General features: G+C 67.8%; 12 protein-coding genes. All 12 read right to left on the minus strand.

Annotated features, from left to right (window positions below; all coding sequences use genetic code 11):
- Positions 1-1,152 (minus strand): hypothetical protein (locus tag ACESL8_RS10725; RefSeq protein WP_372918658.1); only part of this gene is annotated, 1,152 nt, incomplete at its 3' end.
- A 24-nt stretch (positions 1,153-1,176) separates the two neighbouring features.
- On the minus strand, positions 1,177-5,379 hold the full coding sequence (locus ACESL8_RS10730) for a phage tail length tape measure family protein (protein WP_372918660.1): 4,203 nt from the start codon (positions 5,377-5,379) through the stop codon (positions 1,177-1,179).
- A complete protein-coding gene (locus tag ACESL8_RS10735; RefSeq protein WP_372918663.1) occupies positions 5,376-6,116 on the minus strand; it encodes a DUF6441 family protein in 741 nt (246 codons plus the stop codon). Before ACESL8_RS10735 ends, ACESL8_RS10730 begins: the two co-directional genes overlap by 4 nt.
- Positions 6,116-6,358 carry a hypothetical protein gene (locus ACESL8_RS10740; protein WP_372918665.1) on the minus strand — a complete coding sequence of 81 codons (243 nt, stop codon included), beginning with the start codon at positions 6,356-6,358 and terminating at the stop codon, positions 6,116-6,118. The genes ACESL8_RS10735 and ACESL8_RS10740 overlap by 1 nt, the downstream gene beginning before the upstream one ends.
- Before the next feature lie 32 nt (positions 6,359-6,390).
- Positions 6,391-6,951, minus strand: a complete 561-nt coding sequence (locus ACESL8_RS10745; protein ID WP_372918667.1) for a hypothetical protein — start codon at positions 6,949-6,951, stop codon at positions 6,391-6,393.
- 8 nt (positions 6,952-6,959) lie between these two features.
- On the minus strand, positions 6,960-8,129 hold the full coding sequence (locus ACESL8_RS10750) for a hypothetical protein (RefSeq protein ID WP_372918669.1): 1,170 nt from the start codon (positions 8,127-8,129) through the stop codon (positions 6,960-6,962).
- Positions 8,130-8,167: 38 nt separating this feature from the next.
- Positions 8,168-8,617 carry a hypothetical protein gene (locus ACESL8_RS10755; RefSeq protein WP_372918671.1) on the minus strand — a complete coding sequence of 150 codons (450 nt, stop codon included), beginning with the start codon at positions 8,615-8,617 and terminating at the stop codon, positions 8,168-8,170.
- A gap of 8 nt (positions 8,618-8,625) precedes the next feature.
- A complete protein-coding gene (locus tag ACESL8_RS10760) occupies positions 8,626-8,811 on the minus strand; it encodes a hypothetical protein (RefSeq protein ID WP_372918673.1) in 186 nt (61 codons plus the stop codon).
- 25 nt (positions 8,812-8,836) lie between these two features.
- Positions 8,837-9,160, minus strand: a complete 324-nt coding sequence (locus ACESL8_RS10765; protein ID WP_372918675.1) for a hypothetical protein — start codon at positions 9,158-9,160, stop codon at positions 8,837-8,839.
- A 9-nt stretch (positions 9,161-9,169) separates the two neighbouring features.
- On the minus strand, positions 9,170-9,520 hold the full coding sequence (locus ACESL8_RS10770; RefSeq protein WP_372918677.1) for a DUF2190 family protein: 351 nt from the start codon (positions 9,518-9,520) through the stop codon (positions 9,170-9,172).
- 74 nt (positions 9,521-9,594) lie between these two features.
- Positions 9,595-11,664: a head maturation protease, ClpP-related gene (locus ACESL8_RS10775; protein ID WP_372918679.1), complete on the minus strand. Its 2,070-nt coding sequence runs from the start codon at positions 11,662-11,664 to the stop codon at positions 9,595-9,597.
- Positions 11,664-13,190, minus strand: a complete 1,527-nt coding sequence (locus ACESL8_RS10780) for a phage portal protein (protein ID WP_372918681.1) — start codon at positions 13,188-13,190, stop codon at positions 11,664-11,666. The genes ACESL8_RS10775 and ACESL8_RS10780 overlap by 1 nt, the downstream gene beginning before the upstream one ends.

Raw genomic sequence — 13,190 nt, forward strand, 5'->3', positions numbered from 1 at the left:
GCCGGGGTTGGTGCCCGCACCGCCGCCGCCGCCACCGCCGGGGAAGGCGCCGGCATTGGCCGCACCGGTGCTCGTGCCACCGCCAGCACCGCCCATTGCACCGCCGCCGCCGATTCCGCCGATCGCTCCCGCACCAGCCGCAGACCCCGCCGAAGCGGACGCTCCCGCAGCCAGGATCGCATTTCCACTACCCCCGGTGCCGATACCGCCAGCGCCGGAAGCGCCGGCCGAACTCGCCGCACCGCCGCCGCCGGCGCCGCCGGTCGCGGAAAGCAACGCGCCGATGGAGCTGGTGCCGCCGCTGCCGCCGTTGTTCGATGCGGCGGTGGCGGTGTTGGCGCCGGCGGTGCCGGCCGCGCCGACCGTTATTGAAAGCGTGCCGCCGACGGTGAGCCCCGTCAGGATATCCTCGGCGTAACCGGCACCGCCGCCGCCACCGGCGGCACCGGCGGTGCCGTTGCCGCCGCCGCCGCCGCCACCGGCCCAGCACCGGCCCTTGGCGATCGGCGCAAGGATCGTCCAGGTTCCGCCCGCAGTAAACCGGGCCATACGCCGAAACCCCCCCAGCGGGGTGGAGACCACCGCCACCCAGGCCGCGCCGCTGCGATAGCAGTCAGCCGACTCGCTGGGCAGCAGCACCAAGGTCGAGGCGCCGTTGATCTGCTCTGCCGCGTTCGGATCGATCGTCAGGACACCGGTGCCGCTGTTGGTGATCAGGTTACCCTGCCCCGGCGGTACCGTGGCGATTGCGGCCAGCGCCACGGTATTGGCCACACTGCCGGACCAGATCACCATATTTCCGACATCGGCCAGCGTAAGGGTGATCGCACCAGTGCCGGTGACCAGGCCGCGCTGCGACGGGTCGAGGAACGGGAAAACATCGGCAGTGCCGGCCGGCAGGCTGACCAGATTGCCGGCGTTTGACGAGGCCAGAACGGTCACGCGGCTGAGGGTGCCGGGCGAGCCGCCATCGAAGTCGCCAAAGCCGATTTCAAAGCTGGTGGTGGTGGAAATGACATAGCCGACCCGGATCGCCGCGCCACCAAAGCCGGCTTGGAACGAGCGACGGCCGGCCGGCGCGGCGTTGAGCGTAACCGTTCCGGTGCCGGTCGTGTTGGTCGCCTGCTGGGTGCGTAGCGCGAGAATGGGCACGGCGGGTCCTCCGGGGCGGGTGGATCAGGCGACGCGGCGGGCGATCAGGGCTTCGAGCGAGGCGGCCAGGCGGCGCAGCTCGCCGAGCGTGGCGGTGGCAACCTCCACCTGTTGCGAGCCGTAGCGCGCAAAGGTCTCGCGCAGCGCGTCGCTGCCATCGGTCTGGGCTTGCAGTAGCGCGCCGAGGCCGGCCGCATCGCCGCCCTTGCCGGTGACCACGCCGGCAACCTCGGCCACCAAGGCGGCGTAGCGTTCGGTCACGCCGAGGAAGTCGCGCGCCACCGGCAGCACCTGGCGCGCGGTGGCGGTGTAGTCATCGAGCGAGCCGCCGGCATTGAGCGTGCCGCGGGCACTATTGAGGGTGGAGACGGCGGCGAAATACTGCTGTTCCGGCGCCAACACCGACCCCTGGCCGAAGGCGAGGTCGCGCAACAGGTTGGTGCCGACCGTGCTGTTGACGGCGGTGACGGCCGGGGCGTTTGCGTCGCGCGCGGCTTTCATTGCTTTTTCGCGCGCGTCGGCCAGCCCGGTTTCCGATAGGCCGTATGCGCGAGCCTGGACGCCCAGGGCGTCGAATTGCTTACCGATGGCATCAAGGGTTTTCGCCAATTTCTGGTCTGCCGTGTCGGTCAGATCGGTGATCGCGGTCTGGACCTGGTAGAAGCCCTCAACAAAGGCTTGTAGCTTGGCCGGGTCGTCAAAGACCTTTCCGCCCAACGCGCCCGACAGGCCGGCTTCATCCTTGGAGGTGAAGCGCAGCCGGGTGAAGGCTTCCGAAAGACTACCGGCATCGGCCCATGAATAGTCAGCGCCGTTTTTGTTGCCACCGACAATCGAAACCCCACCCACTTGCAGTCCCCGCTGCGCCAGATAGGCATTGACACCGGCGACCAGCGCGTCGGCTTGTTTGAATTGCGCATCGCCGCTGGCGTTGTAGGCCGAGCGGGAGATTGGCAGCAGGCTGTCCGCCATGAGATCGGTCGGCGCCGCATCAGGCCCTCGGCCGGCCGATTGCAGCCGGAACCCGTAGCCCTTGACGCTCTCGCCCGGGCCGATCAGGCCACCGAGACCGCCGCCGGCCGCGCCACCGAGCAGGCCGCCGATCAGAGTGCCAATGCCCGGCACGATGCTGCCGATCAGCGCGCCCGCGAGAGCGCCTCCGCCGGAGCCGATCGTTCCGCCCAGTTGATTGCCACCCAACAGGTTATTCAGCAGCATCCCCGCGCCAAAACCCGCGCCGACCCCGCCGAGCAGCGAGCCGAATGTTGCGCCGGCACCACCCATCAAGCCGCCACCACCAACGGCATTGAGTTGCGCCAGTGACGCCGGCCCGTACGCCCCCCCCATCGCGCCCAGCGCCGCGCTGGTCGACGTGCCCCAGCCAGCAATTGCGGTGCCACCCAGCAAGCCGCCGAGGCCGCCGCTGAGGCCCAGCATTCCCGACAAGCCACCCTCAGGCAGCAGACCGGACACGCCGGCCAGGTCGCCGAGCCCAAATCCGCCGCCACCGGACAGCCCGCTTGCCGAGAACAGCGACGGCCGCTCGGTACCCAACACGGCGTTGGACAATGGGTTGATCAGCGCGAGTTTTGCCCCCTCGGTTGCAACGGCCGAAAACACGCCGCGCCAGATGTTGCCCCAGCGGATCGCAGCACCCTCGCCCGCAACAAGCTGCTGCGTCAGCGCATTGCCAACGGTGGAGGCCGCTTGCGAGGCCGCATCGCCGATTGACTCATAGAGGCCGCGCTGCTGGCGCAGGCCGGAATTGGCGTCGGCGATTTGGCCGGCCTGGCTCACCAAGGATTGCTCGGCCGCCGTGAGGTTTGCCGGGTCGGCGCCCTCGCGCTGCAACTGGCGGATGGCGCGGCGCTGGGCCAGCTCGCGGTCCCTGAGCTGCACCGACGCGCCGACCAATTCGTTCTGGTCGCGCAGATCGGCCAGCTCGTTGTCGTTGGCGGTCATCCGGCGGGTTTGTGCCAGGGTGGTGTTCAATTCCTCCTGGCGGCGGATACGCTCGCCGATGAGGTCGATTTCTGCTTGCAGCGCCTGTTGAATGCCGGGGTCGGTGGCAACTTCGCGCTGCGCCTGCAACGCGCGGGTCGCGTCGATCACTTTGGTTTCAATGTCGGCATAATAAGCGGCGCGCGCGCCCGCCTGTTCCGCTGCGATCAGGCGCGTGACGGCGGCGTTCTGCGCATTGAGCGCAACGATCGTTTCGGCGCCCTTGGCAGCTTCCTGGGCGGCGTTGCGGTTCAGGATCGCGGCGGCCAGCGCCCCCTCGGCCACGCCGGTTTGTGTCGCGGCCTGAGCATGGGCCTCGGCCGCCGCCTTGCTGCGCAGCATGGCGGCGCTGCCTTGCTGCGCGGCCGCCACCAGGCTCATGGCCGCCTGGCCCTCGCGCGTGATCGCCGCCATCTCCTGGCCGCGCGCGTCGGTTTCCGTCGCCCTCGCCTCGGCCACCCGACGGCGCTTCAGTTCCTCAGCGGCGAGGCCATGGATACCTTTCTCGCGGGCTTCATTCTCGGCGGCAATTTCCGCGCGCACGCGCACCCGTTCCGGCAGCGACGCGGCCAGGACGCGCGATTGTTGCGTATACGACAGCGTGAGGTCATCGACCAGCTTGCGTTGGCGATCGTCATTTGCGACAGCCACCCCTTGCGCCTGCCCCGGCGTCAAAACACCCCGCTCCCCGCCGATGGGGACGCTGACCCCTCCGGCGGGCGTGATCGGAATGCGCCGTGTGTCGCGTTCACCGCGCAACCGATCGATGTCGCCGGTCAAGATACCTATCTGCGCTTCCAAAGCTGGCAGCCCAGTGCGTCGCAGGCTGGACGAGGGGTCGAGCGACACATCAGCATGGCGCTGCTGCAACACCGCGCGACGCGCGAATAATGCCGCGGCCTGGTCTTCCTCGGCGTCACCGGCGAGCAACGGCGGGCGTGCAACCGGCCCGCTGATCATCATGCTGAGGCCCTGCACGGACTGGCCGAACAGGCTCACCGCCGACATGATCGGCCGGGAATTGGCTATTGCATCCATGAAGCCGTCCCACCCATTGCGGGCGTCCTTCATGGCGTCGACCAACGGCGTCATTGACTCTTTGTTGAGCCCACCGATCTGTTTATCCAAGGCGCCGAAGATTGCTGTTGCCGCCTGGGCTTTTTGCCCATGTTCCAACATGGTCCGAATGGCGGCGCGTTGGGTGGACGTCAGAAAGCCGATTTCGTCGTCAAGTTTCTTCACCGCCTCATAGCCGCCGGTGAGTAGACCCATCGCTGTTTTGCTGGCCGTGGCGAGGTCCTGGCCGGTGGCGGCGGCGAGGTCGGGCGCCACGCTCGATGCGCGCGCAATGTCGCTGGCGCTGGCGCCCGGCGTGCGAACGAGGCCGGTGACGGTGGCGCGGGCGTCGGCACGGCTGATGCCCTGCGCCTCCAGCGCGCGCATGTAGCCCTGCACCTGGGCGGCGCTGACATCGGCGTCTTTGCCGACACCGCGCAGCGCCACGCCGAGTTGGCGTTGCTCGTTGATCAGTCCTGCAGAACGCGCGGTGAGGGCCGCGAGCGCGGCGCCAGCCGCCAAGCTGGCGGCGACATAGGGGCCGCCCATGTAGCCCACCAGCGTGCGGAACGCCGAACCCACGCCGCCGGTGACCTGCACCACCTGGCCGCCCTGTTGCACCAGTATTTGAAAGGCCGATTGGCCGGTCAGCAGGCCCTGGACCACATCCGGCATTTGCTGCGCCAGCGCGCGCATCTGAAAGGCGGTTTGCCGGGTGTGGTCGCCCACGACGGCAATCGGCGCGGCCATGGCGGTGGCAGCCTGGCTGACCCGCTGCATCGGTGCCACGCCTGCGGCATATTCGGCGTTGAGGCGATCGCGCGCGGTGGACGCGATGCCGGCATTGATCGCGCCGACGCGCTCCGCCGCGTTAATTTCATTCAAAGAAGATTCGTAGCGTTTACTGGCGGCGAACACCGGGTCGAACTTGCCACGGAGCCGGTCCAGTTCGCCGCCGTACGCCGTGATATCGGCCGCACGGTCGCGCAGGCCATCGCCGCTCAACGCCGTATTGACACCGGCGAAGGTGCTGACGGCTTTCTGACCCGCATCGGAAATACGCCGCATGGCGGCATCGCCGACCCTGCCGAGCGTTTCGAACTTGGCGCGCGCGGCGTCGATATCCTCGACGCCGATGCGCAGGGAAACCCGATCCTGGGTGCCGCTCATCGGGCCAACTCCTGGCGTACCGTGCTGAGCAGGCGCGCGCGCGCCTCCTTGGCGACGGCGGCGAAGTCAAGCCGTTTGCGCAAGGTCACCCGCTTGAGCAAGATGAACATCGGGGCGAAGCCCTGTTTGGCAATTGCGCGCCGCTGCTCCAGGCCACCTTTGGCACGGCTGGTCAGAATTCTGGCGCTGGCGGCAAGCAACGTAATTCGTCCGGCTTTGCTGGTGCGTGCCTCAAGCCGCAGGCACCACAACGCCATGCTGCTGTTGCCCTTGACCGGCAGCACGAATGCTCGCCGGGAACTGACCATTTCCTTTGCCGAGACGCGCACCGGCTTGATGCCACCGGCGAACCGGCGCCCCGGCCGGCGGTTGATCGCCGTGGGAACCGCCAGATACTTGCCCATCGGCCCTTGAATCACCGCCCCCTTGTCGAACAGATCGACAAGAAACGGCACCTTGGACCACACCATGGCCGCCGGCCGCCAGGTGCGCAGACCGCGCCCCGACGCCGGGTAGCTCTCCATCCGCCAGGCGTTGGCAATCGCACGACCGCCGGTGACGAAGCCAGCGGCCCGGGCCTGGCGGCGAAAATTCGACTGAGCGGACAAAGCCGTGCGCGTGACCGCTGCACGCAGTGCCGCTGCCACGCGCAGTTCCACGGCGGCGATCTGGTCGGCAAATTTTCCTTCCACGCGGAACATCATTGCCCTTTCAGCCATCGGCGCCAGCAGTTTCATTACGGCCGTGCGGCGCGATCCAGCGCCGCGTCGATATTCGCCAGCCGGGCGAAGGCATCGACAATCCATGCGGCTTGGTCGTTCAGCCCGCCTGCATCGGGCCAGGTGGCGACGCCACCCATTCCGGCCCGACAGGCACCCCACATCCGCACGAATTCCGACCAGACGGCCGGCAAGATAAAGCGGGGGTTCTCCGCCCACTCCTGGCCCGCGACCGACCACTTGAGCCCTTCCGGCGGCATAAGGCCGCCGGAACAGAGCAGGTGATCGCGGGCTAGGGCGAGGGCGGTGCGGAGTTTCCCTCCGCACTCGGCCCGACCCGCATCAGTTCGGCGGCGCGCTCGCCGATAGCACGCAACTCGGCGTGCGGCAGAAGCTCCAGCACGGCGTCGGGCACCAGGCCGCGAATGCGGACGAATGGCGGCAGGCTCGGCCCCTCCCAGCCGCGCAGGGCGTGGCGCGCGGCGATGAATGGCAGCATGCCAGCGTAATGCACGCGGGCTGCCACCAGGTTGGCATAGGCCGGCTGCTCGGCAATGCGGAATTCGAGTTCGCTGATCTGCTCCTGCACCGCGCGGTCGTTGCCGTCGGGGTCGGCCTCGGCCGCGTCGATAATATCGATGACCGGCTCGGCATTGGACGGCGCGAGTTCGCGCACCACGCGGCGCATTGCGTCGAGCAACTGCGCACGCGATGGGTACATTCCGCCGTCGCGCGCCATATCGGCGTTGAACGCCTGGCGCTCGCGGAAAGTCAGCGGCGCGAGGTCGTAGGCGCGCGGGCAGCCGGGCGGGGTGAACCGCTCGACTGCCATACGGGTGAACACCGGGTCCATGGAACCGCTCAAAACGCACACAGGTAAAGGCCTGCGTCGGGCCCGTCGCAGGCGAACTTGATTTCGTTCCCGAGCAACCCGTCGCGGGCGGGGTGGCGCACATCGACCAGCCGCGCGGCGGGGGCGACGACCACAAAACGATTGCCCACGGTGCTGCCGACCATCGCCATGATCGGCACGTTGGTGCCGGTTCGGAATGCGTCGGTAATCGAGGTCCCGCCTGCGGTATCCATCAACGGGTCCATCGAGCCCCCCATCGCGCGGGCGATTGGCACGCCGGGATCGTAACCCTGCGCCGCCTCGGGATTGTCGGGGAGCGTGGTTTCCACGCCGGCATCGAACATCAGGCGGCGGACGCGCGCGACGGCGAGATTAAGACGGCTTTTGCCCGCGATGAAGGTCGCCGCCACCGGCCGGATGGTGAGGTTACCCAAGCCGCTTGGCAGGGCCGCCAACGCAACCGAGGCCAACTGGCCCGTGAAGTCGAAATTGATGAAGCACATGCCGCCCGTGTTCATTTCCAGCGACCAGGTTCCCACGCAGCCGGTGAATACCCAGCGGTAGCCGTCTTTATAGACGTAGAATACGCCGGTTTTGTAGACCGACTCATCCGACGTTGGGGCGTAACGGTGGTTGATGGGGACTTGCAACATCGATGATGTGGTGAGGGCCGCCGCGCGGACTTCCCCCATCCCGATCAGCCGCGCCGCCGAGTATGAGATGATACCCGTGTTGAACACCTGGTCGCCGGTGACGCTGAGCGGCATTCCGACATAGGCGTTGGCGGTGGCGACGAACGGCGCAGCGGCCGTGGCGGTGCTGATCGTGCCCGCTGTGGCCGCCGTGGGCACGCCCACGGCGGCGGCGGTGGTTGTCAGCGCCATGGCGCAGCATTGCAGCAGCGGGGAGAAATCCGGGGGCGTGGCCGCAACACCACTGCCGCGCAACGCCACCCGCAGCTTGATGCGCGGGCGCAACCCGCCCGGAATGCCCGGCGCACGATCCAACGTGCCAGTGTGTTCCGGGTTGGCGATGATTGTCGGGTTGTACTCAAAGTCGCCTTCGCCGGGCTGGAAATCGCTGGCGATCGGCGAGCCGGCGATAGGGTCCACGCCCGGGGTGGCCTCGATACGGAATGCAAACAGCGCGAAGCGGTCGCGGACAAGTGCGGTTGACATGCGGGAGTCCTCTCACGGGACAAAAGAAGGGGCGGCGGCTAGAGGTAGGGGGCGCCGGTTGGCGCGATCGCCAAGATGCTGAAGCTGGCCAGCATCTCGCCGGCAGGAGCCTTGCTGCTGCCGGCGGGGAATGGCTCGAAACCCGCACCGCCCTCGGCCACCTCGCCCAGGCCGAGGGTGGCCGGCTGCCAGCCCACCAGGGCGGCGACAATGCGCGCATGCAGGTCGCTCAACGCCCGGTCCAGCGCCAGGTCGTCAACCGCATCGACATAGGCTGCCACGGTGAAATTCAGGGTGTAGTGGGTCTGCATCGGTTCGCGGGTGGCGTCGGCGTCGATATCGCCGGCGGTGACGACCGCGCGCGGCAGAGATTCGCGGGTGACATCGATGGGCGATCGCCGCACGCGCTCCACCACGACGCCCGCCAGTTCCGTCGTGAGGCGGGCAAAAATGGCGGCAATCGCGGCCTCGCGCACCGAACTTGGCATCGGGTGGCCTATTCGTGGTCGGCAACGTCGGTGAGGTCGCGTGCGGGAGCGGGGGCAGCCACATCCTCGGTGATGTGCATGCCGCGGCCCGTGCCGACGATGGCGTTCGCCATGTCGGGCGACACGTCGAGAGTGGTGCCAGACCTGTGCAAAACCCCGGCAATGAGGCTATCGGTGTTGATCATCACGCGCATCGAAGGCTCCTGTTGTTGGGCTTAATCAGTATTCGACCAGAGTAAGCTCAAAAGATAGACCAAGTGTATCCGGCTTGATTTCCACAACAGCGTAAATAATGCCGTTGAGTGTTACTTGGTCATTTCTCTCCGGGGACCACGGCAGGTCGGATGCGCGGATCGACACAAAGATGCCTTCCGCCCGCGCCCCCACCGCATCACCCAGCCCGCCAACAAGATCGGTGGGCGTGGTGCGGATGATGCGCGGAGCAGGGGCAATCGGAACCTCGGGAGGCCGCCTATAGCTGCACACCTCGGCCATATTGGCGTCGGCGTGCAGGCTGGCCAGCGCGGTGCCGAAGATGGTCATGGGCTGGGTTTAGGTGCCGGACGGGATCGGCCGGCCGCCGGTGACGAACACCGAACCCGTCACATCGCCCGAAGCGGCAGCGGCGGCGGCGACGCCGATGCAGAAATCGGAGGTGTTGGTGGTGTCGCACTGCCGCAGGGTATCATCCCAGAATAGCCGGGCGCCGACCGCCCAGATAGCACCTGCCAGTTTTGGCAGCGTGGCGACGCATTGCGTTTCGACGGCGCAGTTGGCGCCGCTCAGCGCACTGGTGAGGCAGACACCGAATGCAGCGCCGACCAGGACGCCCTCGCCGCTGATGCGGTCGTACGGCATGGGAAAGGTAATAATGGTGCCCGTTTGGGTGATGTTTGTCGCCACGTGGGTGTTCCTTCAGGGTTCGGCGCCCCGGCTTGACGCGCATGCGCCCGGCCGGAAGCTGCCTCGTGGGGGTATTAGGCGGTGAGACGATAGATGGTGCGGTGGGTGACCGCGGCGGCGGCGAAGTTGTGCACGCAGCGCGTGGTGACCCCGAGCACCTCATCGGAGGTGAAGGCATCGACCATCGGAGCGTCGGACCCGTCGAGATAGGCCACCTCGACCGGCTCATACCCGCTGCCGGCGCCGACCGAGACGTAATAATCGTTCACGTCGGTGAGGAAATGGCCGACCACCGGCTCGCCGAATGCGCCCAGCCACGGATTGACCGCGGTGGTCGCGAGGCTGGCGGGCACCACCTGCGGGGCGAGCAGCGCCCGGGCGTCGGTTTCCAACTGCGGCGGCACGATGATGACGTTCGGAGTGACGAGGAGCCGCTGGCCGGTCGCGTCGGTTTGCGCCCGAATGCCAGCGCGCCCGGCGCCGAGACTGGCCACCGTCATGGTCCCGGCGGCAGTGTTGGCGTGCGAGGCGTGGAACCACGCGATGGTGTCGGCCAGGGCGGCGTTGGCGTTGAACAGGCCCCAGACGATTGATGCCTCCAGATTGGCGGCGGCATTGGCCCAGGCGCTGGGCAGGCGGTCGAATGCCCCGAGGTCGTCGTTCACCAGGGCTTGATACGACAGCACCTGGCGGCGACCGTAGGTGACGAGGGTGTAGGTCTGGCTGGCCTCGCCCATGACGCCCATGCGCACCTCGGCGCCCTCGGGCACCGCGAGCAGGGCCGGGGCCATGCCGATTTCAACGGTGCGGACCGTCTTGAAGTCGGGCACGCGGCGTTCGAAGCAGAAGCGCAGGAAGTTGCGCGCCTCGCTGGCGTTCTCGTACGCACCGAGGAGACGCTTGGACACGTTGGTGCCGAGCAGGCCGGGAAAGTCAGAGGTCGTCGCCATGCCCTTGATGGCGTGGCCGCCGAGGTTCATGGCGGCGCGGGCGATGTCGGATGGCTGCTTGCCACGGGTTTGCCCACCGGCCAACTCCACGCAGGCGCGCGCAATGTCCATCGGGCGGGTGCCGATATCGCGCTCGGCCGCGATTGCGGGGAACGGCGTGCGGCGCGCGAACAGCCAATCGAACGCAGCACCCACGGCCGCGCGGGCGGTGTCGCCCTCATCGCGGGTGATCGTGATCGTGGGGGCCGCGCGGGCGCTGGCCACCGCCTCCAGCGCCGCATCGCGGGCGGCTTCGATGGATGCGCCGGCGATCTGCTGGGCGACCACCCATTCCGCAGGCAGGCGGGCACGGGTGGCGAGGGATTGGAGGTCGTGTACCGATGCAACCGGCGGCACGACGAGGGCGGCGATGACGGGCGCGGGTGCGACCGCCGGGACGATGACCGGATCGGGCATCTGTAGCTCCTGTAAGGCGGCGGAGGCCGCGGGGGGATTGAAAGGCACGACGGCGGGCACGGTCGAGACACCCAGACCGGCCACCATGGCCAGCAGAGGCGCCGGCACATTCTTGAAGCGGGCGGGGTCGAAACTGGCAGCGACGGCCATCGGCTCATGGACCGCATCTGCCAGGCCGAACGCGACTGCCTCCGCGGCGGAAAACCACGTCTCCTTGTCCATGGCTTCGATGATCTGGGCGGCGCCTTGCTTTGTCCGCTGCATGTAGGTTTCGGCCATGACGCCATCGACACGGTCGAGCAGGGCGCGCATTTCATCCATGACGGTGCGGTTGCCGATCGCCATCGCCCAGGCGCGGTGGATCATCAGAAAGCTATTTGACGGCATCTCGATGCGATCGCCAGCCATCGCGATGAGGGACGCTGCCGAGGCCGCCAGGGCCTCAACCACCACGGTTTTTGACTGCGGCGCGCGGCGCAGCGCGTTGAAGATGGCGATACCCTCGAACGCCGAGCCGCCGCCGGAGTTGATGCGCACCACGATGCTGGCCGAGGGCGGCACCTGGCGCAGGGCGGCGAGTACGCCGACGGCGGTGATATCGAAGCCGACCTCGCCGCTGAGATACAATTCAGCGGTGTTGCTGGCGGCATCGACGCGCACTGCGACGCGACCTGGTGCGGTGGCCAGCACGCCGGCACTGGCCACGTCGCTGGCGAGGGTTTCGACAATCGGGTCCATTATGGCTCCTGCGGCGAGGCGGCGGACGGGGGCGTGGAGGCATCTGGCGGAGCCTGAACGACACCGGACGCGGCGGTGTGGCGAGGGTCACTGTCCAGGACGATTTTTGCAGCATCCAAAGCCGCGTTGAATTCGGCGTATTGCTCCAGGGTGTCGCGCCAGTCCCATCCGCGCTCGCCGATGGCCTGTTGCGGCGTGGTGAGGCCGCTACGCATGGCGGTGATCAGGGCGGGAATTTCGCGTGAGGGGTCGACCATATCCATCGGCGGCGGCGACCATTTGACCGGGTAACCGCCGGCACGTTCCGGCAGCGCGCCGGACATGACCGCCTGGTCTACGAAAGCATCCCACACCGGCTGGCAGAGCCGCGGCACCCACATGTGCCATTGGTCCTGTTCCAACGACCGCCGGTATTCAATTTTGCCGGCGCGCAGGCTGGAGTAATTGGCCTGTCGCAGATCCCCGGTGGCCTGATCGTAGGTAACCCCGGCACCGGCGGCGATCGCCATGAGGTTATGCAAGGCGAACGGTTCGAACTGGCCGGCGCCGGTTGGGGCCACGGTTTCCACCGCCTCACCGGGGCGCAGATAGTTGATCATCCCAGAGCCGAAGGACACCGTGCGGGGTGCGCTCGCGGCGGTGGTGTCTTGCGACAGGGACCCCAGCGGGCCGCTGGCGGGGTCGGCGCTGGCGGTGACGAATGCGGTCAGGCACGCCTCAATACGGGCTTTTTCCAGGGCGGCGTCTTCGTAGCCGTCGAGGGCGTTGATCCGCAGCAGGACCGGCGCAAAATCTGACACGCCGCGCACCTGGCCGGGCCGGTCGATCCGGTAGATGTGCAGCACGTCGCGCGCTGGTACGCGCTGGGTTGCGGTGGTGGTGTTGGACGCGAGGTTTTCGCCGGGATGGCTGGCGAGCAGGTGATAGGCGACGCGCTGGCCGTCGGCGTCGAATTCCACGCCGTGGACCATGCGCGCCCGGTTGGCCAGAAATTCGGTGCGGCTGTCATCAAGAAAGTCGGCCTCGACCACCTCCACCAGGAGCGGCACGGGCAGGCGACGCGCGCGGGCGGCGGCGGCGGTGAGGCGGCGCAGGCGCACGAGCACCTCGCCACCCTCCACCCGGGCGCGGGCGGCGAGGGCTTGCTGACCGTAGAAATCCAACTGCCCATTCACGTCGCAGCGCGCGGCCCAGTCGTTCCACAGCGCCATGACCGCCGCGTCAACCGCCTTGTCGCCTGTGGTGCTACGGGGGGTAATGCCGTAGCCGATTTGTTGCGCTGCCTGAATGCGCACGATGCGATTGGCATACGGGTTATCGCGCACCAAGCCCCGCGCACGGCTGCGCAGACGGCGGATGAACGGGCCGATCTGCGCGTTGGCGCCGGTGTCGGGCGCGCGAATGCCGGCGGTGCGGCGATCGGTTCGGCCGGCCTCATAGGCTTGGACGTGCGCCAGATGAGCGCGCGCGATTGCCCGATGAACGGCCCATTGTGGCGAAATCGATTTGATCAGCGCTTCAAGCAC

Origin of the sequence: Sandarakinorhabdus sp. (assembly GCF_041689835.1) — a bacterium.
Classification (GTDB): domain Bacteria; phylum Pseudomonadota; class Alphaproteobacteria; order Sphingomonadales; family Sphingomonadaceae; genus Sandarakinorhabdus.